The organism is Vibrio sp. 2132-1 (assembly GCF_033344315.1).
This window is the reverse complement of record NZ_JAWPON010000009.1, coordinates 100,153-121,647: the sequence shown is the minus strand read 5'-3', so window position 1 is coordinate 121,647 and position 21,495 is coordinate 100,153. Positions and strand designations below refer to the sequence as shown.

The window sequence follows — 21,495 nt, the reverse complement described above, 5'->3', positions numbered from 1 at the left end:
TTAAAGGTCTAGTGGGTCTAAATCAAGAATCGACAACAAAGTATACAAACCAAGACAGCTCGCCCTTCGGGAGCGTGTCATTGACTCGGCTTCTGTGTCAAACAACTTGGAAAGAGCTGACTATTACGCTGCGTTGTTTTCCTTGACCCCGAATCAATGACAACGCTCTGAATCCTGCATCTTGAAGTCACTTGGGTATAAGAGTCATTTACAAGGAGGAGCGACATGTACCGTTATGTCAGTTCGCCAAAAGCGTCAAAGTACATAGTGCCACCACCACAGCATCGTGAGTTGTCGAGTATCGATGTGCCGGAGTCGGAACTAGAGATGCGTGAAATTCTGAACAATTGGTTTGCAGATGGATTGGCGCCCATCATTCAGAATGAAGACAATTACATCTCTGCTAATGAGCAACAGCGCTTTGAGCAGCTCAACCGTACGGTGGGCGTGCTACTGCGTAATAAAGATTACTACTTTGCCACCAAGCGGATTCTCTCGTTGTGGGAGCAAGACTGCTTAGAAACCACTTACGTTAATTATCTGATTTTACGTAGTGAGCGCATACCATACTTCGAATAAGTCCCATTTCTTGGCTTGAAATAGTGGTTTACATGGTTTTCTTAGTAACTTTTGATACCTGTATTTAACATTTTTGTAAACATCGTTATATTTAAGGCTCATCGTTGTCAGGAGTTTATGGATGAACCTTACGATATCAGGGAAGTTGCAGCTCAGTTTTGTGCTGCTAGCCGTACTTTTTATGGCATCAGCGGTATTCACGTATCGCAACGTCACCACCGTAGAGCAATACGCCTCTTCGTTACTTAAATCTGATCTACCGACCGTCGACACCAGTCGCGGTATCCAACAGTCCGTTCAAGCGTCGCTGTCTTCTATTCGAGCCTACATGTTGCTAGGTGGCGATGAAGAGGCGAGTGCACGTCTGAGTGAGGACGTACGCAATATCATGGCATCTACAGACGAGTCGCTTCCGACTTTGCAGGCTTTGATCTCTGAACAGGATTTTCAAGCGATTCAAAGTCAGTGGGATGCGGTAAAAGTCTCTTTAAACAAGTTGATTGAACTCAGCCACAGTGACGAGAACTTGCCCGCGCACAACCTCTTTATTAACGAAGCGGCACCCATTGCAGAAGTGGCACTTGATCAGCTTCAAAGCTTAATCAATGAAGAGTCAGGAAACCCATTTGGTGGAGACAGAAAACGTCTGTTTAAAGTCTATGCCGACAGTTATACCTCGCTCGCCAATGCACTGTCTGCTCTGCGAGATTTCCTGTTGTACGGGCAGCAAGATCATTTGGACAAATACCACGACTTGATTAAGTACCACAATCAGTCCGTGGCGGAAATCGACAGTAAACTCGACAGACTGACTGATAACGACCAATCATTGTGGTCACTGTTTAAGGAAATGCAGCAACTGTACTTTCCTTTAGCAGAGCAGGTAATTGCATTGCGTCAATCGCCAGAATGGAACGAATCAAACTTGTTAATGGCGAATGAACTGTTGCCAGCAGCGGATGCACTAGACCAAAGTTTAGAAACGATCGTATTGGCTCAGCAAAGTCGTGCTGATCAAAGTGGACAGGGTATTAATCAGTCGATCAAGAACGTACTCACCACTATGTTGATTGCTGCGGCATTGGTTTTGTTTGCCGCAGTAGCGATTTCAAAATACATGGGCAATACCATTGGTCGCCGAGTGAAAAACTTATCGGAGCGAGCCAAGACCATCGCTTCAGGAGATGTTTCTCAGCCTCCGTTAACTGTTGTTGGGAAAGATGAATTGGCAGACCTTACTGATTCGATTAACCGCATGAACCAATCGTTAGCGAGCATCGTGGCAGGGGTGAGTGAGAAAGCGCACCAAGTGGATACCAGCATGGGGGCTTTATTGGAATCGGCGCAAGTCACTTCATCGAATGTTGAACAGCAACAGACCAGCATTGTTGAAATGGGAAGCCAATTGGATGAAATCGCTTTAGCAGCGCGTAACACTCTAGATCAAGCCAATCAATCTGTGCAGAAGCTTTCTGATTCAAAAGGCGAGATTGAACAAGGTCGCGATGCTTTAGAGCAAAACAAAGTCACCATGGAAAGTTTGCACGGCAGCATTGAAACTGCGAGTACGCAAGTCACACAGCTAAGCAAAGAGAGCGAAGCCATTGGTCGAGTGACGGAAGTGATTGAAGGTTTGGCAGAGCAAACTAACTTACTGGCATTGAATGCCGCGATAGAAGCAGCGCGCGCAGGTGACCAAGGGCGAGGCTTTGCGGTTGTGGCGGACGAAGTGCGTATGTTAGCGACGCGCACTACTCAATCGACGACGGAAATCAACGGCATTATCAACGCGATTCAACGCTCGACCAATTCGGTGGTTGAGGAGATTGAACACAGTCAATCACTTGCGGAGCAGGGCGCTGAGCACATTGAAAAAGCGGTAACTCGTTTGCTTGTTACTACTGAGCAAATAGGTTCCTTGAATGAACAAATGGCAGAGCTTGCGGCAGCGGCAGAGCAGCAATCTCATGCGACCAATTCGATCACTGGATTGATGTCCGGTATTACTCAATCAGTTGATGAGGTGTCGAATAACAGCCAACGTGCATCAGAGACATCATTGCAAGTAAAAGAGCAAGTTACCGAGCTGAATCAACAGATGGCAACTTTCAAAACGGCATAGATAAGGTTTACGTCTGTTCATCGACTTTTGAACATTAACCAAATAGTCAAAAAGCCCCAATTCTTTTTACACAAAAAGGGTTGGGGCTTTTTGTTGGATGATACGCCGATATTCGTCTACTTGCTCATTGGATTTAGCTATTTAAATCATAGTTAAAACCAAATTTTCTTCACCGAGCCAGAGTCGTAATATGACTCCATCGGCAGCAAATACTGCAAAAGAATTTTTAAACTTTATACCAATCCCGGTAAGAGAATCGTTCGTTACTACGATTGGTATCATCCTTCTAGGAGCAAGATTATGAACAAACAAGTAAGCCTAATTGGTCTAGACAGCGAACAATCAGCACAACTAGCTCAACAGTTAAATCAACTGCTAGCGCATTACCAAGTGTTATACATGAACTCTCGTGGTTACCACTGGAACATTAAAGGTACGCAATTCTTCGAACTGCACGTAAAATTTGAAGAGATCTATACTGATCTACAAACAAAAATCGATGAGCTTGCAGAGCGTATTCTAACTTTGGGTCATACGCCAGCACACGCATTCAGCAACTACTTGGAAGCAAGTGAAATTAAAGAACATCAAAACGCGACTTCTGGTGAGGAGTGTGTACAAGGTCTGGTTCAAGGCTTTAGCGTTCTACTTCTAAAACAGCGTGAGATTCTACAAAACGCGGGTGAAGCAGATGACGAAGGTACAGCGGCATTGATGGGTGACTACATCCGTGAGCAAGAAAAATTAATGTGGATGCTTAACGCTTACCTACAAGGCTAAGCAGCGCATCACCCAAGCAATCCTTGGGAACGCATGAAACAATCGGGAATAAGTCATAAGGGGCACGCTGGTGCCCCTTTTTTGTGTGCGTGTTTTATGTGTGCGCTTTATTTGCGTGGTAAGGATTGGAAATGGCTCAGTAAATCGCTGAGTTCATTAAGCGCCAACGAGGCTGAGTCATTGAAGGTTTCTTGATTCCCATGGTGCACAAGGCAAGAGGGCATCTGCGCGTTATACGCTGCCTGCAAGTCGTAAAGGTAATCGCCGACATAAAGCACTTCATCAGGCATCAAACGCCACTCTTTCGCCAATACCTGCAGAGACAAAGGGTCTGGCTTGGGCGGGAAGCATTCACGAGTGATGACTCGTTCTACTGAGATTTGGTTGTGCTCTAGTTTGCGCTGAGTGGCGATTTGGCAGTTGCGCGTCACGATAGCGGTTTTGATTTCATTTTGATGCAAGTGGGCGAGCAATTCATGGCAGCCAATCATTGGCGCAGACTGCTCAGCATCAGAAATCTCGTAATCAAATATCACGTTATGAGCGTGCTCTCTATGGTGAGGATGCTCAAGTGCGTCGACAAAATCCAATAGATCTTCACTCTGCGGACAACCTAGCTGTTGTCGCAATTCGCCGAAGTTCATATCAGAACTCACCAAAGTGTTGTCTAAATCAAACACCACGGCTTTAATTTTATCGAGCTGTAAAGGGAATGGAATCATAATGACCTCGTACAACTTAACCGAACTATCGTTTTAAAAAACAAAAGGTTATTGTTAAGTTTAGATTCTTCTGCTTAGATTGTACGAAAATAAATCAACCATGTATCACAAAACAAGGACGCGCATGATCATTCCTAAACCATTACAAAAAGGCGACACCATCGGCTTTTTCTCGCCATCCTCCCCAGCCACGGTGTTCGCACCTGCGCGTTTTGAACGTGCCAAAGCGTATGTGGAATCCCATGGTTACCAGCTAAAAGCAGGTAGCTTAACGGGCAAAACTGACCAATATCGCTCGGGTTCGATTCAAGAGCGAGTAGAAGAATTGAATGCGCTGATTCGTGATCCTGAAGTGCGCTGTATTATGTCTACCATTGGCGGTTACAACAGTAACTCATTGCTGCCTTACATTGATTACGAGGCATTGAAGAAAGATCCCAAGATCATTGTTGGCTATTCGGATGTGACGGCTCTACTCATGGGCATTTATGCACAAACCGGCATCGTTACTTTCTATGGTCCCGCTTTAGTGGCATCTCTGGGTGAATTCCCGCCACTGGTGGACGAGACCTTCGCTTCGTTTGAGTCGATTGTGAATACGTTAGATGGATTGGCGCATCAATACACAATGCCTCAAGGGTGGACAGATGAATGGATAGAGTGGGGCGAGCAAGACCGCGCAAAGCACACGCTAGCGAACCAGTGGCACTTTAAAGGCGAAGGCAAGATCACCGGACGCTTGATTGGCGGCAACCTCAATACCATGACAGGCATCTGGGCAAGCAAGTTTATGCCGAGTATCGAACAAGGCGATATTTTGCTGGTGGAAGATTGCTTGCAGGGTATTGAAACGGTCGAACGCTCTTTTGCGCTGCTCAAGCTTTCTGGCGTGTTTGATAAAGTTGGTGCGGTTGTGCTCGGCAAGCATGAAAAGTTCAACGATAAAGGCACAGGACGAGCACCTATAGACGTGTTATTAGAAGTACTTAACGGTCAACCACTGCCAATTTTGTATGACTTTGATAGCTGTCATACCCACCCAATGCTTACCGTTCCATTGGGCTCGACCATGACGCTCGACTTTGACAATGAAACGGTGGCAGTGAGTTTAAAGAGCTAGCTTTTTTGACTCGTTCGTCAGAGAAAACTATTTCTCCTCAAGACGAAAGATTTTGCCGCTGTCGGTAGAAAAATAGATATAGCCATCGGGGCTGATGGTTATATCTCTTACTCGCTCACCAAGATTCTCCATCAATCTTTTTGATTCGGTAAGCTTGCCATTCTCAATAGAAACCACGTTGATGTGCGCCAGTTTCAATGCACCGGCGAGGATTTTTCCGTCCAACTCTGGGTATTTATCGCCACGGTACAAAATCATATTGCTAGGTGCGATAGAAGGGATGTATACCAACTTTGGATCTTCCATTCCCGGTAACGACTTAGCTTCCCCGACGTCCAACGGACCCCAATATTCTTTACCATGAGAGACTTTAGCCCAGCCGTAGTTTGCGCCTTTCTTGATTAGGTTAATTTCATCGCCGCCGCGTGGTCCATGCTCAATCGACCACAGCTGTTTTGTTGCTTCGTCGTAAAACATACCTTGTGGGTTGCGGTGCCCGTAACTCCATATCTCAGGGCGAGCTTCGGAAGGTTTGAATGGGTTGTCTTGCGGAACCGAACCATCAAGGTTAAGGCGCAGAATACTGCCAGCATGAGTTTGAGTGTCTTGCCCATTATCACGTTCGCCACGGTCACCGATTGAGAAGTAAACTTTGTCGTCAATAAATGAAATTCGACTGCCGTAGTGGCGACCTGTATCGGTGAAGGCATCAGCAACAAAGAGATCTTTCCAACCTACAAGCTGATTGTTTTGCAATTGTGCCGTCGCTAACGCCACCGTATTGCCTTTGCTCGTACGCTTGCTGTAGGTAAAGAAGAGTTGCGGGTTTTGCTTATCGGCATTCGGTGCGAGCGCGACATCCAATAAGCCAGCTTGTCCACTGGTGTTCAAATTGGGAACGTTAAACAACTTTTGAGGTTTGCCTGTGGTGATATCCAGCAACGAAACCGTACCGTTCTTTTCATTGACGATAACGCGTTGATTATCTAAGAACTCGATCCCCCAAGGGATCTGAAATCCATTCGCCACTTCGTTGGCGCGGTATTCGGCAGTGTTGGCAGAAAAGGATAAACAAGCGAGTAGGGTAGCAGCAATCGTTCTCATGGTTCCTTCCAATATGAATCGTGTTAATACTTAAAAGCTAACACTAAAAGACTATGTTTGGCAGAGATTCACTTGTATATGAATGTAAAAAATCCCCGATACGAGATCGGGGATTGAATTAAGGCTAGAGAATTGTTTAGTTAGCGAGATTACATCGCTTCTTCGAAGATCTTAGAAATTTCTTCGTGAGTTGCTTGTTTAGGGTTAGTGAAACCACAAGCGTCTTTCAGTGCGTTGTCTGCTAGTGTTGGGATGTCTTCTAGTTTCGCACCAAGCTCTTTGATACCTGCTGGGATACCCACATCTTTCGCTAGAGTAACGATAGCGTCGATTGCTGCCGCTGCACCTGCTTCAGCAGACATGCCTTCTACGTTTACGCCCATTGCTTTTGCTACGTCACGTAGGCGCTCAGGACATACTTGCGCGTTGTAACGCTGTACGTGAGGTAGAAGAATCGCGTTACAAACACCGTGTGGAAGGTCATAGAAACCACCTAGCTGGTGTGCCATTGCGTGTACGTAACCTAGAGACGCGTTGTTGAATGCCATACCCGCCATGAACTGCGCGTATGCCATTTGTTCACGAGCTTCTAGATCTTCACCGTTTTTCACTGCTGTGCGTAGATAAGCCTGGATAAGCTCAATCGCTTTAATTGCTACCGCATCAGTGATTGGTGTTGCTGCGATAGATACGTAAGCTTCAATCGCGTGAGTTAGGGCATCCATACCTGTTGCCGCAGTTAGCGAAGCAGGTTTAGCTAGCATTAGCTCTGGATCGTTTACCGAGATAAGCGGTGTTGTGTGCTTATCAACGATAGCCATCTTGATGTGACGCTCTTCGTCAGTGATGATGCAGAAACGCGTCATTTCAGATGCAGTACCTGCCGTCGTGTTGATTGCGATAAGTGGCATCATTGGTTTTGCAGACTGGTCTACGCCTTCGTAATCTGCGATTTTGCCGCCGTTAGAAGCAACAAGCGCGATACCTTTCGCACAGTCGTGTGGTGAACCACCACCTAGAGAGACAACGAAGTCACATTCGTTATCAGTAAGAAGTGCTAAGCCGTCGTTAACGTTGCTGATAGTTGGATTTGGTTGAGTACCATCAAACACAACGGTTGCTACATCGCGCTCAGTGAGAAGGTCTTGAACTTGTTTGACTACACCGATTTGGTTAAGGATCTTATCCGTAACGATCAAACCTTTTTTAAAGCCTTGAGATTGGATGCTGTCTGCTGCGTCTTTCAAACAACCAGCGCCCATTAGGTTTACCGTAGGGATAAAAAATGCACTTGTCATATTGGATAGCTCCGTCGTTATTTTTAATAATCTTTCTTAATTTGCCATTTACTGTCGCACATTCGTTTCCAGATTGAAGTTGATCTGAAGCAAGTTTACCTACTTAGAGGTACTTGCAAGAGAAAAACTGTGACAGTGATCTTGTTGCACTGCGTATAAGTGCAACACTGATATAAAGTAGAACAAATATGAAACTATGGACGCAAACGATTGGCAGAAATTGACTTCTGACGCGGATATATCTCTAAATTCGACTAAAGTATAAAAAATCCCCATTAATAACTTAATTATCAATGGGGATAGGGAAGTGTTTTATAAGCTAACTACTAATAATTAAGCTATTTTAATCAGCTTTGATACTAACTTTTCGATACCTGAAGCCGCTTGAGAGATATTTTCTGCCAACATGTAAGCAGGGGTTGAAAGTACGAGGTGTTTTTCATCAAAAACGATGTCTTCGACAGGGCACGTGGTGTGTTCACCGCCCATTTGATTAAATGCTATTGAGACTGCCTCATCGTTGCCTACCGTTCCTTTCACGCCTTGCTCATAAATCATCGGAATAATGACAGGAGAAATACACAGATAGCCAGCTGGTTTTTTCGCATTAGCAAACGCGCGACAAGCTTGAGCTACGTGTGTGTTAATGGAGCACTCCGCACCCGAAACAGCGAAGTCGGTTAAGTTTTTCGCGGCACCAAACCCACCTGGAAGCAGTAGGGCATCGTATTCATCAACGTTAAGTTTGGCTACATCGTCAATATTTCCGCGTGCAATACGAGCTGATTCGATCAATACGTTACGTGTTTCATCCATTTCGTCACCAGTTAGGTGATTGATGACGTGGAGTTGGTCAATGTTAGGTGCAAAGCAGTGCCAAGTTGCACCTGCCTTCTCGATGGCGTAGAGCGCCAACACTGCTTCGTGGATCTCAGAACCGTCGTAAACGCCTGAACCACTTAAAATGACTGCGACTTTTTTCATGTTTGGATTCCTTTACTCTGAACGTTCCTTAGATTGCTCTTCGCTATCTAGACCATGCGTTTCCGAATGTGTTTTAACGTTTTCACTCTCGTTGTCATCTTCATCATAGTAGCGCACAACAAAGGGTGTAAGCATAACACTAGAGGGCAGAAAATGTTTCATATCGACTCCAACGGCTTAATAGAATGATTTTTATACTGATTTTTATAAAACAGTACGTTGAACCTGATCATTTTTGAGTTAAGCTGACGTTTCCTTTGGCATTCGTGAGTGGTAGGTCACATGAAATCAGTGCAATTTCGTTTCACACTTTATGGTTGTATCGCGATTCTCTCTTGGAGTTGTCTGCTTGGCATCGCGAGGTTGGTTACGGAGAGTTTAGGTCCTGTAGGCGGGGCAGCCATGTTGTACTCTCTTAGCTCTGTTTTCCTTCTTATCGTGGTCGGTATTCCAAAGTTGTCTTACTTTTCTCCCAAGTATCTTGCGCTTGGTGGTGCGATGTTCGTCTGTTATGAAATATTTCTCGCTCTATCTTTGGGATATTCCAACTCGCGCGCACAGGCAATTGAGGTGTCGATTGTCAACTACCTTTGGCCCGCATTGACGGTTTTATTTGCGGTCCTTGGCAGCAATAAAAAAACAAACTGGTTGCTTTATCCAGCAGTTACGCTGGCGTTTGTTGGGGTTGCTTGGACTGTGAGCGGTGAGAATGGCTTATCCATAACTCAGATCATGTCCAATGTTAGTAGTAACCCTCTGGTGTATTTTATGGCTTTCGCTGGGGCGGTTATATGGGCCTTTTATTGCAACTTAACCCAAAGGCAGCAATCTAAACATAATGCGATTACCCTGTTTTTCATTGCAACAGCTGTTTCGCTTTGGGTCAAATATGCGTTTACCGATGAGCCACCAATGACATTCAGTTGGGAAGCGATGGGGTACTTAATGGCTTCTGCGGCTTTAATGGCTGGTGGTTATGGTTTATGGAACATCGCGATCGTTGGCGGCAATATGGTTTTTCTCGCCACCTTGTCTTACTTCACGCCCATTTTTTCCGCTTTATTTTCTTCCATTATTCTTGGCGTAACTCTGAGCCATAGCTTTTGGCAGGGCGTTGTGATGGTAACGGTGGGCTCGCTGATGTGTTGGTTAGTCACCAAAGAGAAGCGCGAAGCGGCTGGATAAGTTACCAACGAGATCAGAGAATTTAAGTGAGCAACGAACAGATCTCCCTTGCGAGCTGTATTCGAATACGAAGCAACTAAATCGAAAAAATTAAAAAAGCTCCCGAGATTGGGAGCTTTTTATTGAGTTTTAACGGCTCTTTGGTGGCGCTCTAATAAGCGACGTTCAAGTGTAGTTGAAGCTTGAATCTGTGCTTCGACAGTCGCTTGATAAGCTGCTTACGAGTGTGCTCTAGTGTATCAAGCTCCAATGTGTCGTCATCAATATGTACGTCCACATTTACTCGTAGCTCTTGGCCCACCTTCGTTACGCCAGCCAGTTTCAATTGATGCTCAGTTACTTTTTCAATCTCAAGAACATCTTTGCCAACGCTCTGACACAGCTCTTTGCTTGGTGTCATCATTAGTAGTTCACGTAAGGCACCTACTAGCATATCGAACGGTACTTTGAGGAAGTAAAAGCCCATTAAAACCATCATCATGGGATCGGCATATACCGCATACTCAGAGAATGGCGTTAGTGAAACAGCCCAAGCCGAGATAAATCCTACGGTCACCGCCACACTTAGCAGAGTATCCATTTGCCACTGTTTTTTCTCCGCTTCAATCAAGCCTGATGAGAAGCGGCGGCTGCGTTTCGCCATAAACCACCAAGCGTAACCACAGCCGATAACATTCACGATGCCGAATAAGGTCGCAATAGAAGCATCGACCTCGCGACCTCCAGACATCAATGCTGATATCGCAGAGTAGAGAGAGAAGCTTACAACCACTAAAATGACGGCTGCTTTTATCGCAATAACGATTGGTTCTAAGACCGCTTTTCCAAATGGGAATACAGATTTTGAAGGCTTGTTAATATAGTAAGAAGCGGCCAGTGACAATAAAGTTAACAGTAAGCTGACCAAAGAGTAAACACCGTCAAAAACGATGACAATTGAGCCTACAAGCAAGCCAAGTACCATACCACCAGCAGCGAACCCAGATGCCAAAAGGGCTGAAATGGTTAGAATACGGTTTTCGTTTTTGCTTGTCCTGTCACACATAAAAGATGCCTTTGAATTTTAATACCTTACTATTCTTCGCTCATAAGATAATTTAGGCAACCACAAAGTGACCAGTAACTAATCTAAAAAAATGCGTTTTTATTTATGTTCTTACAAAACAACGACTTACTGTTGTTTTTTGGTGTCAGTAAAATTGACGCTCACTGATAAAATGTTTAGAAGTCAAATAAATACTCGCTCAATTTATCTGCTAACCACGTCATTGCAGGATGCTCAGCATGGCCGTTAGGTGAAAACATACAGTAGTCTTCTTGCGTCAATCCGTATGTGTGTTTGATAACGGCGAGCTTCTGCTGACGAAGGTAATGGCGGATTAATGGTTGTGGAAGCACGCCCCAAGCGTCTTCTTCTAAGATGGTGTTCAGCATGTAGTCAAAACTCGAAAAACCAATATATCGAGTCGAGAAAGGTTGCAGTTCAGGGTTGTCTTTCTCATTTAGGTACACCATTAGTGCTTGCATTTGACTACGTAGATCTTCGTCTGAGACACGGCGCATCTTACTTAGGCGGTGTTCTACACTGCATACTGACATCATACGTATCTTGCCTAACGGGTTGTATACGATACGAGGATCGTCTACTCGCTCATAATCAACGCCGAAAGCAAAATCTACTTGGTGGGTACTGACCAAGTTGGCTAAGTCGCCACTGGATGCCAAGATTAAGTTGAAGGTTGTTGAAGGAAAGCGGTTATTCAATGTATGAGATAATTCTTGCCAGAGATCATCAGGTAAGGAGTCGTCACGTGCTACCCAAACTTCCGCGTTAAACCCTTCCGAGATTTGAGCGCAGGTCTTTCTGACCCGTTGTGCGATGATAAGTAGGTGTTCGCAATCTTTGTAAATGGCTTTCCCAGCTTCAGAGAGGGTGAGCTGGTTGCCAGTTCGGTTAAACAATTCAACGTCGAGATCTTTCTCTAATGCCTTAATCGACATACTGAGTTTGGTGCGATTGCAGTCGAGTTGCCTTGCCGCTTCAGAAACAGAACCACACTCAGCGATGGTGCAGAAGGCTTCTACTTGAGTTAAGTTCATGATTTGACACAACCAATAAATGAATTCAAATAATTTGGGTATTATGCAGATGCGCTCCCAAAGCCATGAAAGATTATCGAAAAAAACGCGAATCCGCCAGATAAGTCTATGGTCTTTTAACGGTTTTGCGGTAATCTATGTGGGTTACAAAAAGTGAACATGGAGGCCACGATGGCACAAGATTGGGACGGCTTAGCAAAAAACTGGGAATCAAATCCAGCAACAGAGCAATTTGCGCAGTCGGTGTTTGAGCAGTTACAACAGCTAACTCAGCTTGATGGCATTAAAGTACTAGATTTTGGATGCGGAACAGGGCAGTTAAGTCAACGATTGTCACCGATGGTTAAAGACATCGTAGCATTAGACGCATCGGAAGCCATGATTGAGGAACTCGATAAAAAAGAGCTCGTCAACGTAGAACCTGTGGTAGATGCACTATCTCGCGGCTTGGTTGCTCAGCACCCTGCGTTTCGTGGACAGTTCGACTTGGTGGTTGCATCATCAGTTTTAGCGTTCGTGGAAGACTTAGACGCGTCATTAACGATCTCGCATTCTCTACTTAACCACGGCGGCTATTTTGTTCATTTTGATTGGATTGCAGAATGTGAACAAGACGGTTTTACCCTTGCGAAGTCTGAGCGTGCACTGAAAGAAGCGGGTTTTACTGAAGTTGAATCGCGACACGTTTTTGACATTACATCTGATGGTAAAACAATGTCGGTATTAATGGGGCTTGGTCGTCGCTAATACCGCTGAATAAAGAACAAAAATTGACAAAAGCGAGCTAACAAGCTCGCTTTTTTCTTATCTGCTGAGGGTATGTGTAACTTCACTTGCTCTAAACAAGTCGTCATGGTGCAGGCAAGGACATACTCGAACAACTAAGTCTTCGGAGGTTATTTTGAGACGACTATCCTGCGTATCTCCTCCAGCACTTCAGGGTTGGCTATTGCGCCTAAATTTTCGACGTTTCGGTTGTTAACAACTTGCTTAACGGCTAACTCGACCAGCTTTCCTGAGCGTGTCTTAGGTATATCGCTTATTGCGTAAATCGCACTAGGTACATGCCTTGGAGAACATGCAGACTTTAGCTGTGCTTTGATGGAAGCGATCATCTCGTCATTGAGCTCTTCCCCTTTGACTAATTGGACAAACAGCCATATTTGTTCGTTGCGATCGACTTCTTTTCCTACTGCGATCGAATCTAGAATACCGTCTATACAGTTCACTTGCTGATAGATTTCGGCCGTGCCGATTCTTACGCCACCGGGATTCAACGTGGTATCACTTCGACCATAAAACACGTATCCCCCAACGCTGGTCTGTTCAACATCATCGCCGTGGTGCCAAATATTGTCGAATTTATCCCAATAAGCGCGATGATATCTCTCACCGGTGTCGTTCCAAAAGCCAGTAGGGAAGTTGGGTAATGGATTGGCACAAACCAACTCACCGCGCTCTCCCATTACGCTATTACCTTGTGGGTTAAAGACTCGGACATCAACCCCTAACCCTGCTGATTGGCACTCTCCCCGATAAACGGGAGAAATAGGGTTGCCCAGAACAAAGCAGCCACAAATGTCTGTTCCGCCAGAAATCGAGGCGAGGTGTACATCTTCTTTAATGTGCTGATAGACATAATCAAACTGTTCTGGATACAGAACAGAGCCCGTTGAGCAAATGGTTTTCAGACTTGGAAATGCATCACTATTCTGCGGAGAAAAAGATGCTTTTTCCAGCGCCTCTAGGTATTTTGCTGAGGTTCCAAACAGCGTCACTTCGGCTCGTTCTGCGAGGTCCCAGAGCACATCATGAGTGGGGTAAACAGGGCTACCATCAAAAATCACCAAACATGCACCGCTCGCGAGTGAAGAAACGTGCCAGTTCCACATCATCCAACCGCAGGTCGTGTAATAAAACACTCGGTCGTTCGGTTGGATATCGCAATGCAGTTGATGCTCTTTCAAGTGATTAAGCACCGTTCCGCCGACGGAATGAACGATGCATTTCGGTTTGCCTGTTGTGCCTGAAGAATAAAGCACAAATAGCGGATCGTTAAAATTCACACGAGTAAAAGTCAACGCTTCGGGGGTGTATTGATTCAGGACATTTTGCCAATCTTGGGTGCAGACATCGCATTCAAAAATGTGTGGTTTAAGGTAGCTAATTTGGCAAACTTGTTTAAGACCATCAAGATGATCCGCAATATGCTGGTTTTTCTCAGACATATCGAAAGTTTTGCCATTGAATGTATAGCCATCACAAGTAAACAGGATTTTGGGTTTCACTTGACCAAAGCGCTCCAAAACGCTTTCGACGCCAAAATCAGGTGAGGTGGAAGTCCAGGTCGCCCCTAAACTGGTGGTTGCTAGCATAGCTATCACCGTTTGAGGTAGGTGAGGTAAATAACCAGCGACGACATCACCTTGCTTAATTCCACATTCTTTCAACCATTGCTGCACACTCGAAACTTCTTCGCACAATTGTTTCCATGTGTAGGTCTGTTTTTCTTCACGTTCATTTTCAAACCAAATCGCGAGATCATCGGGTTGGTGACACGCGTAGGTTAGCAAATTTTCGGCGTAGTTAATTTGCGCGTTTGGGAACCATTTTATATCCCTATTTTCGACGGGTTGCTGCCAGCGACTTTCTGCTCGCTCTTTTATGGTCTCTCCCTGAGTGCCAATGACGTCGCAGAATAGCCAAACTTCCTGCCAAAATTTTTCTACATGATCGAGTGACCATTGATGCAGATCAGCGAAACTTTCAAGGGTATTTCCTTGTCGATTAATGTGTTCAATAAACTGTGTAATGTTGGCTTCTTCGATACGACTTTCGCTCGGTTGCCATACTTTGCTGCTCTCGCGCATAGGTCCCTCTATAACAAAGTGATAACAGGTTTTAGTTTGAGAGGAATACACGATAAAGTCAAACAAGCCAGATATTATATCGTGTCATAAAAATCATGCAGTTACGATGAGTTGTAAACAATATGTTACATCGGGATGATGCTGAGAAAATCGCGCAGGGATTGGAAGCTCTTAAGACTACAGATAGGCTTAATGTAAAGGATTTGTTAATGGAGATGAGCCATGACCCAGTATCGTTCTAAACCCGTAAACCAGGAAGGCAGGGTTGAATGGAGCCGTGAAGAAGACGCCATTTGGCGAGATTTGGTAACACGACAAATGGGTGTGATCCAAAACAGAGCTTGTGAGGCTTATTTACACGGTTTGACGCTGCTTGATTTACCTCAAGACCGCGTTCCTCAGTTACCAGAAATTAATCGTGTCTTGATGGAGACAACAGGTTGGCAAGTGGAGCCCGTTCCCGCGCTTATTGATTTCGACCGATTTTTTAATCTACTCGGTAATAAGCGCTTTCCAGTCGCCACATTCTTGCGTACAAGAGATGAGTTCGATTACTTACAGGAGCCAGATTTCTTCCACGAAATATTTGGTCATTGCGCGATGTTAACCAACCCAGACTTTGCTGCATTTACCGAGCATTATGGTCAACTAGGGCAAGCCGCTACCCCAAAACAAAGAGCCTATCTCGCTCGCCTCTACTGGTTTACCGTAGAGTTTGGCTTGGTGAAAGAAGGGGACAAAACCAAAATTTACGGTGGTGGTATTCTTTCATCTCCTGGCGAAACCCTCTACGCATTAGAGAGTGATGTAGCAATTCGCGACCCATTTGAATTACAAACAGTGCTGAGAACGCCTTATCGTATCGACATCATGCAACCGAAGTACTACGTGATTGATGACTTTTCTCAGCTTTTTAAAATCAGTCAGTTAAATTTATTGAAACAAGCCGATCTAGCGATTGAAGCTGGACTGCTTCCTCCACTTTTTGAACCAAAGGAACCTGCTCATGTTGAATGAACAAAAATGCGAAGCTTGTAGTATCGATGCCATTGCACTAAGCAAAGAAGAACAACAATCTCTGCTGCTGCAATTGTCTGATTGGCAGATCATTGAAAGAGAAGACATACCTCAACTAGAAAAGGTGTATAAATTTAAGAACTTCAAACAAGCATGGGCTTTCAGTAACAAAATCGCGGAACTGGCAGAAGATGAGTTCCACCATCCCTCTATTTTGTTGGAATGGGGTAAGGTTACCGTAACGTGGTGGAGTCACTCTATCAAAGGTCTGCATAAAAACGATTTTATCTGCGCATCAAAGTGTGACTCGCTAGCATCGGCAGAGTAGGACATTACCTCATACAAAAAACGCCCGGCTTATGTCGGGCGTTTTGGTTCTAAATGACTTTTACATTACTTTATAGATTGATTCGGAAGACGGATGTCGTGCCCGATACCTCATTGCCAACGACGATAAAATGACCACCGTTACGGGTAAAGTAATTAATGGACTCTGGACCTAAATCGCCTGCTTTTGGATTGTATGTGTCATTCATGCATTCGCCATCTTCGACTTCTGTACATACTGGCTGATTGTAATCACGGCGGCTTACGTAATGCATAAACTGCGCTTGTTTCGGGTCTGTGATGTCATAAATCATGATACCGCCTTGACGCTCCAAGCCGATAAACGCGTAATGACGACCGTTAATTTGTGCTACTTCAATCGCCTCTGGCTCAATACCTTTATCATCACTTCGGTCATCGCCACTATTATTGTTATCGTTGGTGCTGTTGAAGTTCTTGCCTTCATTCAGCAGCGCGATAGTCGCGAAATCGTCACCACTATCGAAGACCAACTTGCCGTTTTCATCCCAAATCGAAAATGAACGCGCGCCAAATGATTGAACATTCTCTTGTGCAGAAAGCGTTTGTTCCGGCTTAATCACTTTTAAACGCGCGAGTTGTTTGTTGTCTTTTAGTGCCTCTGCCAATGGGTGTTCTGCTGCCACTTTCAGCTTCTTACCGCGCACTTCATCAATATGGCTTAAACAGGTTCCTTGCTCAGATGTATATTCATCTGTACCGAGGTAATCGTCTTCATCCCACATAAAGCCAGCTTTGTCGCACAGTTCTTGAGTGGTTTTGAATCCGTACTCACGCCCGTCGCCTTCATTTGCCGATACGATGTAAGTACTCCCATTCACTGAGTAGCTGTCGATAGTGTCAGGCATAAATAAGCCAACCAGTTGTGGGTAGCTTTTCAAGTTCCCAAGGATTTTGTCTTTGTTGGATGCATCGAGTTTAGCGCCCGACCAAGACTTCTCACCCAAGCCAACAATTCGCTCTACTGATTTGCTCTCTGGATTGACGATTGCCATGGCGTTATTTTCTTGTAGCGCGACATAGATTTTGCCGTTATCTGCAAAAGTGAGGTATTCCGGCTCTAGATCTTGTGCGATGGTGGCGTTTGCCCCCGAAATACGCACATTCTTTGGAAGCTCTGCTTTTCGTGAATCATCAAATTCGTTAAAGCCAATTTGTGACACTTCTGCTTGAGTAACACCAAGGCTCAGATCGATCAAAGTGATACTACCTTCAGGGTCAATGCTGTAATCGCTGTTTGGTTCTCCTTCATTAGCGGTTGCGATGTATCGGCCATCTTTCGAGAAGTCAACCATGTCTGGCAATGCGCCTGTTGGAAACGTCATGACTAATGACAAATCGTCGGAGCGGTACAAGCCAACAATACCATTCGCTTGTTTATTACTGTTTTCAATCGCAACAGCTACCAAACCATTGAATACAGCGACACTGTTTGCTGCGCCAATTTCAATGCCCGCTGCTTCGCCAGCGCTGTTGAGATCAATGAATGCGCTTTGCGTTGGTACGCCGTTGTCATCCATAGAAAGTACATCGATACGTTTTGCTTGAGCATTCACCACATAGAGCTTATCTGTACAGGCGTCATAACTCACGATTTCAGCTGCCGATGTATCGAATGGAGCATCAGCAACGGATGTCCCGATAAACGTTAACCCTTGAATTGAAGTTTCCCCAGTAACGGGCGCAGTGGTAGGTTTGCATTGTGTAGCGAATGAAGCCACGGTATCTTCGGGTTGTGATGAACACGCGATGGCAAGTGATGACAATGCGAGTGCACCGATTGCCTTTAAAGGGGTGATCATGATATCTCCTTATCAATCCGATAGGTTGTCAATCAGCATGGGTTTTATGCTGCTGTCCATTTCCGCAACTGGAATGATAGAGCGCTGAATGACGTGTGATTTGGTAAGGCTCTGAATATATGTATGATTGATGACTCTTATATTGGCTTTTTATGAAACTAATGTGTCATCAATATGATGAAGTAGGGATAGAGGAATAATGGAATTAAAATCGTTTTTAGATTTATTGGCAGCGTCACCAGAGCAGGTCGAATTTGAAGCAACGATGGCGGTGATCGAAGATAACTATACGTTTGAGCCAACCGCTTTTGTAAATGGTGAGACACAAAACAATGCAGGCGAGAACAACGGTTCGTGTAAGATCTTCGCTTTCGGTTTGCTAAACAACCTAGACAAAGAAGCGACGCTAGCCTGCTTTGGCCGTTTTTATCGTGAAGATGTATTGCAGTATCCAGAGAACAGCGATCACCAGAATATTCGTAATTTTATGGTGACAGGGTGGGAAGGCATTAAGTTTGAAGCGTCCGCTTTAACCGCTAAATAAACACCAGTCAGAAAACGATGATCAGTAAGCCAGTCGTATTACGCGACTGGCTTTTTTTCTAGACATTTTCGGCACAAACACAGCTGGTTGGCGCTTGGCTTGGGTAAATCACGGGTTTCTATAGTAAAGCACCAGCATGTCTCTTTGCCTGCGGCGATATCACAATGGGCTTGAGTCCCGCACTCAGGACAACTGTGCGTTGAATCTTCTCCTGCGATTTGTTCGATAATCGCATCTCGTTGGAGATCGGTTTTGTCTTTCCATTGGATGATTTCATCCATCGTTCGGTGACAACCAGAGCATATTCCGGCGTTATTTTTACATGCAGCTCGACAAGGTGACTTCATTGCTTTCTCGTTCTCATTTTTTATGCCGCGTACTCTAGCATAAAGCGAGTCAAGGCCGCCAAAAATAAACGTGACTGCGATTTGCTGGTGAGGAGGGAGAACCAGTGTTACCCTTGGACGAGTTACCTTAACTCTCTGTCACTTATGTTAGAAAAAGAAAACCTCATTAAACTCGCTAGAATGCAAATGCCATTTGGGAAATATGCAGGGCGAGTGTTAATCGACCTGCCTGAAGAATACTTACTGTGGTTTGATAAAAAGGGCTGGCCAAGCGGCGAGCTAGGGGATTTGCTCAAGCTATGTTTAGCGCTCAAAATTGAAGGCTTAGATAGTGTCGTGAAGCCTTTGAAGCGTATGTAACTAGCCACAGAAACTCCCACTCTTAATGAAAAGACTTATTATGAATTTTGATATCGATGCACTGAAACATCACCAATTGGTCGAAGATGGTAAACTAGAGGGATGTTACATTCATCAGCCAGCTCAAGGTAGCCAACACAATGACAAAGCTGTTTTGGCAGAGCGCCAAGCGTTGGAAAAGTTGGGATATAAGGTAATACAGCTTAAAGCTAAAGGCGGGACAACAACGTTTGCCGAGGCGATGCAAAAGCTTGCGAAGGAAACTGGTCACCTGCCTAAGGAGTAAGTGAGTGTAACCTGCCACAGCCTTACAAGTTCTCCCACCAGACTATTTTTTCATTCAAAAGAGCCAGACCGTTAGGCTAACTCTTTATGCCCCAAAAAAGAACTGGAATAAATACTCTACAAAATTTGGTTCGTACGTTTTACCCTACGAAAAGTTATCCGATTGAATGTAACTCAACACTATTGAGCCTTCATTGTGCTTGTTTGATTAGTCAAACTGCCTATTTAATTGGTTAAATCATCATGCAATCTTGTTGGGGATGATAAATCACTGAAAATATTGTTATTATCCTTTTTATTTATCAGTAAAACCGACTCCCATGAGATATGAATCCTCTCCTGTAGCCCCAGAAGAAAGACAAGAAACCACTAGAGAACGAGCAGCACGTCAACGCTGAGAACGTCAGGAAGAGCTGAGATCTACCGCGAGCGATGAGAAACGATGGGCTGAAAATAGAGAGCGCGTTCTTGCTGAACGCAAAGCGGTCCAACAAGCTTACGACCTAACAGAAAAAGAATGGAACGATGATTTACAAAAGCAAGCTAAAGAATATCAGTGGGACACCTCTCAACAAGAGAACGTGAGTATTGCGGTACTGACTGTTGAAGAAGGTAACGAGTATTTAGACTTGCTCATCAAAGACTCGCATGGACAACTTTCGAACGGCAAGGACTACACTGGCGTAGGCATGGGGCTTAAAGGCGCTTATGAGGTCGCTAAAGAGCTTGGCGGTTGGGGGCAACCGCTAAAGCTGTCAATATCAATGGTGTAATGAATATTGTGGTTGAGAACTACAAGCCTAAATATTTAGACCTAGGTATCCGTTGGCAAGAAGCAACACCACAAATGCTTAAAATTGGTCATGCTCTAAATACTGTTCAAGGCAATGTCAGTTTCTTGAAAGGCAACATCTATGTTGAACTTGTGTTTAGTGGTGCGGTTAATGCGGTTGACTACATTCTACATGATGAAAAAACGCTAGGTGAAGTGGTCGGCCAATTTACAGCGGATATATCTAAGGGCATTGCCGCAGGAGTTATCGCTCAAGGAATAACTATTCTGGGAGTCGCAACATTAAGTACGGTACTTGTTGTGCCAACCGCTCTAACACTTGGTATTTTCGCTGTTACTGCGTTTATTGTAGGAAAGGAAATATCTAAACTAGATGACCAATTTAAATTTACGGAACCGATGAAGAATCAAGTAGAGAAAACTATTAATGATTTCTAATGAAAAATTTAACCGAAGACTAAAGATAAAGCGTTGGCTTAAAGTGATGGCTAGTTGGCCTCTTATGGTTTTTATGGTGTGGTTGAGCTACAGCTCAATTAATGAGTTAATTAGCATTAACAACTCAATCGGTATCATTCCTAAAGTAAAACTAGCAGGTTTAGTGAACAATGTTGCTTCTTTTGTAGGCCTTCTAATATTTGGTTTTATAGCGATCATTCCCATAGCTATGCTACACAGGTCAACAGAACTATTACTAAAAGTACCATTTTCGACAAAAACAGGGCTATATTCTATAGCGATAATAGTATTAAGTTCTATTGCCTCTGCCATATGGTTAGATAACAACACGAGAGAAAAAATAAAGCAATATGACTATATTGAATGTACTTCTGAACAAGAACTTACATTAAAATCCTCAAGTCGGACGTATGTTTTAGACCCTAGTTCGTGCGATTAAATCATCTTTCAAGCTCTTGGCACAAGCACCCTGCTAGCGTATGTACATGTCATGCGCTAGCTCTCAATACTTGAAGTTATCCATTAGTTGCTAATATTCTATTTGTCGTAACGCATTTTTGTCCAATTATAAGCTATAGGGTTTTCTCAAGCTGTATTTTGCTTTACAGGAGTCAGAGTGCCTGGCTCCTTTTCCCTTTGCTTGTCGCGAACGCTACCA

The 21,495-nt window shown here is 44.4% G+C and carries 22 protein-coding genes and 1 pseudogene; 13 read left to right on the top strand and 10 right to left on the bottom strand.

What is annotated here, in order from left to right; translation table 11 throughout:
* Nucleotides 1-225: 225 nt before the first annotated feature.
* From R8N47_RS12105 to R8N47_RS12095, 3 genes are all read left to right on the top strand, one after another.
* Complete coding sequence (locus R8N47_RS12105) at nucleotides 226-579, top strand: hypothetical protein (RefSeq protein WP_064354599.1); 354 nt, start codon at nucleotides 226-228, stop codon at nucleotides 577-579.
* 121 nt (nucleotides 580-700) lie between these two features.
* Nucleotides 701-2,701: a methyl-accepting chemotaxis protein gene (locus R8N47_RS12100; protein WP_053303759.1), complete on the top strand. Its 2,001-nt coding sequence runs from the start codon at nucleotides 701-703 to the stop codon at nucleotides 2,699-2,701.
* Between the two features lie 300 nt (nucleotides 2,702-3,001).
* The gene (locus tag R8N47_RS12095) at nucleotides 3,002-3,481 is read left to right on the top strand and encodes a Dps family protein (protein WP_005375587.1); all 480 of its coding nucleotides are present in this window, start codon (nucleotides 3,002-3,004) and stop codon (nucleotides 3,479-3,481) included.
* 107 nt (nucleotides 3,482-3,588) lie between these two features.
* Here the strand turns inward: R8N47_RS12095 and R8N47_RS12090 are convergent, their stop codons facing one another.
* Entirely contained in the window at nucleotides 3,589-4,203 is a 615-nt protein-coding gene (locus R8N47_RS12090) for an HAD family hydrolase (protein WP_005375585.1), read from the bottom strand.
* Between the two features lie 124 nt (nucleotides 4,204-4,327).
* On the opposite strand from R8N47_RS12090, the gene R8N47_RS12085 reads away from it, so the two are divergent.
* Nucleotides 4,328-5,323 carry a S66 peptidase family protein gene (locus tag R8N47_RS12085; protein WP_009701162.1) on the top strand — a complete coding sequence of 332 codons (996 nt, stop codon included), beginning with the start codon at nucleotides 4,328-4,330 and terminating at the stop codon, nucleotides 5,321-5,323.
* Nucleotides 5,324-5,350: 27 nt separating this feature from the next.
* Here R8N47_RS12085 and R8N47_RS12080 read toward each other — a convergent pair whose 3' ends face one another.
* The 4 genes from R8N47_RS12080 to R8N47_RS12065 form a co-directional block, all read right to left on the bottom strand.
* Entirely contained in the window at nucleotides 5,351-6,427 is a 1,077-nt protein-coding gene (locus tag R8N47_RS12080; RefSeq protein ID WP_064354600.1) for a PQQ-dependent sugar dehydrogenase, read from the bottom strand.
* A 149-nt stretch (nucleotides 6,428-6,576) separates the two neighbouring features.
* Nucleotides 6,577-7,725 (bottom strand): L-threonine dehydrogenase, encoded by a 1,149-nt coding sequence (gene yiaY / locus R8N47_RS12075; protein ID WP_042521463.1) that lies wholly within the window; start codon nucleotides 7,723-7,725, stop codon nucleotides 6,577-6,579.
* Nucleotides 7,726-8,058: 333 nt separating this feature from the next.
* Entirely contained in the window at nucleotides 8,059-8,709 is a 651-nt protein-coding gene (elbB, locus tag R8N47_RS12070) for an isoprenoid biosynthesis glyoxalase ElbB (protein WP_017634378.1), read from the bottom strand.
* A gap of 12 nt (nucleotides 8,710-8,721) precedes the next feature.
* A complete protein-coding gene (locus R8N47_RS12065) occupies nucleotides 8,722-8,871 on the bottom strand; it encodes a hypothetical protein (RefSeq protein WP_017634379.1) in 150 nt (49 codons plus the stop codon).
* Nucleotides 8,872-8,991: 120 nt separating this feature from the next.
* Between R8N47_RS12065 and yddG the strand changes: the two genes are divergently transcribed.
* On the top strand, nucleotides 8,992-9,894 hold the full coding sequence (gene yddG, locus R8N47_RS12060; protein WP_064354601.1) for an aromatic amino acid DMT transporter YddG: 903 nt from the start codon (nucleotides 8,992-8,994) through the stop codon (nucleotides 9,892-9,894).
* A 151-nt stretch (nucleotides 9,895-10,045) separates the two neighbouring features.
* Here yddG and R8N47_RS12055 read toward each other — a convergent pair whose 3' ends face one another.
* Both R8N47_RS12055 and R8N47_RS12050 read right to left on the bottom strand, forming a co-directional pair.
* Nucleotides 10,046-10,939, bottom strand: coding sequence for a cation diffusion facilitator family transporter (locus tag R8N47_RS12055; RefSeq protein ID WP_005389400.1), 894 nt, complete (start codon nucleotides 10,937-10,939; stop codon nucleotides 10,046-10,048).
* A gap of 176 nt (nucleotides 10,940-11,115) precedes the next feature.
* A complete protein-coding gene (locus tag R8N47_RS12050; protein ID WP_064354602.1) occupies nucleotides 11,116-11,994 on the bottom strand; it encodes a LysR family transcriptional regulator in 879 nt (292 codons plus the stop codon).
* Nucleotides 11,995-12,165: 171 nt separating this feature from the next.
* On the opposite strand from R8N47_RS12050, the gene R8N47_RS12045 reads away from it, so the two are divergent.
* Nucleotides 12,166-12,741 (top strand): class I SAM-dependent DNA methyltransferase, encoded by a 576-nt coding sequence (locus R8N47_RS12045; RefSeq protein ID WP_054728907.1) that lies wholly within the window; start codon nucleotides 12,166-12,168, stop codon nucleotides 12,739-12,741.
* A 149-nt stretch (nucleotides 12,742-12,890) separates the two neighbouring features.
* On the opposite strand, the gene R8N47_RS12040 is transcribed toward R8N47_RS12045, so the two are convergent.
* A complete protein-coding gene (locus tag R8N47_RS12040) occupies nucleotides 12,891-14,864 on the bottom strand; it encodes an acetoacetate--CoA ligase (protein WP_064354603.1) in 1,974 nt (657 codons plus the stop codon).
* A 222-nt stretch (nucleotides 14,865-15,086) separates the two neighbouring features.
* On the opposite strand from R8N47_RS12040, the gene phhA reads away from it, so the two are divergent.
* Both phhA and R8N47_RS12030 read left to right on the top strand, forming a co-directional pair.
* Nucleotides 15,087-15,881, top strand: coding sequence for a phenylalanine 4-monooxygenase (phhA, locus tag R8N47_RS12035; protein ID WP_053350625.1), 795 nt, complete (start codon nucleotides 15,087-15,089; stop codon nucleotides 15,879-15,881).
* Nucleotides 15,871-16,209, top strand: coding sequence for a 4a-hydroxytetrahydrobiopterin dehydratase (locus tag R8N47_RS12030; RefSeq protein WP_053303750.1), 339 nt, complete (start codon nucleotides 15,871-15,873; stop codon nucleotides 16,207-16,209). The genes phhA and R8N47_RS12030 overlap by 11 nt, the downstream gene beginning before the upstream one ends.
* Before the next feature lie 70 nt (nucleotides 16,210-16,279).
* On the opposite strand, the gene R8N47_RS12025 is transcribed toward R8N47_RS12030, so the two are convergent.
* Nucleotides 16,280-18,049 carry a choice-of-anchor I family protein gene (locus tag R8N47_RS12025; protein WP_064354605.1) on the bottom strand — a complete coding sequence of 590 codons (1,770 nt, stop codon included), beginning with the start codon at nucleotides 18,047-18,049 and terminating at the stop codon, nucleotides 16,280-16,282.
* Nucleotides 18,050-18,248: 199 nt separating this feature from the next.
* Between R8N47_RS12025 and R8N47_RS12020 the strand changes: the two genes are divergently transcribed.
* Nucleotides 18,249-18,593: a HopJ type III effector protein gene (locus tag R8N47_RS12020; RefSeq protein ID WP_017634382.1), complete on the top strand. Its 345-nt coding sequence runs from the start codon at nucleotides 18,249-18,251 to the stop codon at nucleotides 18,591-18,593.
* A gap of 38 nt (nucleotides 18,594-18,631) precedes the next feature.
* Here R8N47_RS12020 and R8N47_RS12015 read toward each other — a convergent pair whose 3' ends face one another.
* Complete coding sequence (locus R8N47_RS12015) at nucleotides 18,632-18,940, bottom strand: cysteine-rich CWC family protein (RefSeq protein ID WP_080276966.1); 309 nt, start codon at nucleotides 18,938-18,940, stop codon at nucleotides 18,632-18,634.
* Nucleotides 18,941-19,084: 144 nt separating this feature from the next.
* Between R8N47_RS12015 and R8N47_RS12010 the strand changes: the two genes are divergently transcribed.
* From R8N47_RS12010 to R8N47_RS11990, 4 genes and pseudogenes are all read left to right on the top strand, one after another.
* Nucleotides 19,085-19,300, top strand: coding sequence for a DUF3820 family protein (locus R8N47_RS12010; RefSeq protein WP_005375557.1), 216 nt, complete (start codon nucleotides 19,085-19,087; stop codon nucleotides 19,298-19,300).
* A 40-nt stretch (nucleotides 19,301-19,340) separates the two neighbouring features.
* A complete protein-coding gene (locus tag R8N47_RS12005) occupies nucleotides 19,341-19,586 on the top strand; it encodes a hypothetical protein (RefSeq protein WP_033906842.1) in 246 nt (81 codons plus the stop codon).
* Between the two features lie 319 nt (nucleotides 19,587-19,905).
* Nucleotides 19,906-20,816: pseudogene (locus R8N47_RS28850) on the top strand (hypothetical protein).
* Complete coding sequence (locus tag R8N47_RS11990) at nucleotides 20,806-21,276, top strand: hypothetical protein (RefSeq protein ID WP_017821094.1); 471 nt, start codon at nucleotides 20,806-20,808, stop codon at nucleotides 21,274-21,276. Before R8N47_RS28850 ends, R8N47_RS11990 begins: the two are co-directional and overlap by 11 nt.
* Nucleotides 21,277-21,495: the final 219 nt, after the last annotated feature.

Bases quoted from the DNA above. Each gene is read 5' to 3' on its own strand.
- R8N47_RS12105 (WP_064354599.1), top strand. From the start codon at position 226: ATGTACCGTTATGTCAGTTCGCCAAAAGCGTCAAAGTACATAGTGCCA.
- R8N47_RS12100 (WP_053303759.1), top strand. From the start codon at position 701: ATGAACCTTACGATATCAGGGAAGTTGCAGCTCAGTTTTGTGCTGCTA.
- R8N47_RS12095 (WP_005375587.1), top strand. From the start codon at position 3,002: ATGAACAAACAAGTAAGCCTAATTGGTCTAGACAGCGAACAATCAGCA.
- R8N47_RS12090 (WP_005375585.1), bottom strand. From the start codon at position 4,203: ATGATTCCATTCCCTTTACAGCTCGATAAAATTAAAGCCGTGGTGTTT.
- R8N47_RS12085 (WP_009701162.1), top strand. From the start codon at position 4,328: ATGATCATTCCTAAACCATTACAAAAAGGCGACACCATCGGCTTTTTC.
- R8N47_RS12080 (WP_064354600.1), bottom strand. From the start codon at position 6,427: ATGAGAACGATTGCTGCTACCCTACTCGCTTGTTTATCCTTTTCTGCC.
- yiaY (WP_042521463.1), bottom strand. From the start codon at position 7,725: ATGACAAGTGCATTTTTTATCCCTACGGTAAACCTAATGGGCGCTGGT.
- elbB (WP_017634378.1), bottom strand. From the start codon at position 8,709: ATGAAAAAAGTCGCAGTCATTTTAAGTGGTTCAGGCGTTTACGACGGT.
- R8N47_RS12065 (WP_017634379.1), bottom strand. From the start codon at position 8,871: ATGAAACATTTTCTGCCCTCTAGTGTTATGCTTACACCCTTTGTTGTG.
- yddG (WP_064354601.1), top strand. From the start codon at position 8,992: ATGAAATCAGTGCAATTTCGTTTCACACTTTATGGTTGTATCGCGATT.
- R8N47_RS12055 (WP_005389400.1), bottom strand. From the start codon at position 10,939: ATGTGTGACAGGACAAGCAAAAACGAAAACCGTATTCTAACCATTTCA.
- R8N47_RS12050 (WP_064354602.1), bottom strand. From the start codon at position 11,994: ATGAACTTAACTCAAGTAGAAGCCTTCTGCACCATCGCTGAGTGTGGT.
- R8N47_RS12045 (WP_054728907.1), top strand. From the start codon at position 12,166: ATGGCACAAGATTGGGACGGCTTAGCAAAAAACTGGGAATCAAATCCA.
- R8N47_RS12040 (WP_064354603.1), bottom strand. From the start codon at position 14,864: ATGCGCGAGAGCAGCAAAGTATGGCAACCGAGCGAAAGTCGTATCGAA.
- phhA (WP_053350625.1), top strand. From the start codon at position 15,087: ATGACCCAGTATCGTTCTAAACCCGTAAACCAGGAAGGCAGGGTTGAA.
- R8N47_RS12030 (WP_053303750.1), top strand. From the start codon at position 15,871: ATGTTGAATGAACAAAAATGCGAAGCTTGTAGTATCGATGCCATTGCA.
- R8N47_RS12025 (WP_064354605.1), bottom strand. From the start codon at position 18,049: ATGATCACCCCTTTAAAGGCAATCGGTGCACTCGCATTGTCATCACTT.
- R8N47_RS12020 (WP_017634382.1), top strand. From the start codon at position 18,249: ATGGAATTAAAATCGTTTTTAGATTTATTGGCAGCGTCACCAGAGCAG.
- R8N47_RS12015 (WP_080276966.1), bottom strand. From the start codon at position 18,940: ATGAAGTCACCTTGTCGAGCTGCATGTAAAAATAACGCCGGAATATGC.
- R8N47_RS12010 (WP_005375557.1), top strand. From the start codon at position 19,085: ATGTTAGAAAAAGAAAACCTCATTAAACTCGCTAGAATGCAAATGCCA.
- R8N47_RS12005 (WP_033906842.1), top strand. From the start codon at position 19,341: ATGAATTTTGATATCGATGCACTGAAACATCACCAATTGGTCGAAGAT.
- R8N47_RS11990 (WP_017821094.1), top strand. From the start codon at position 20,806: ATGATTTCTAATGAAAAATTTAACCGAAGACTAAAGATAAAGCGTTGG.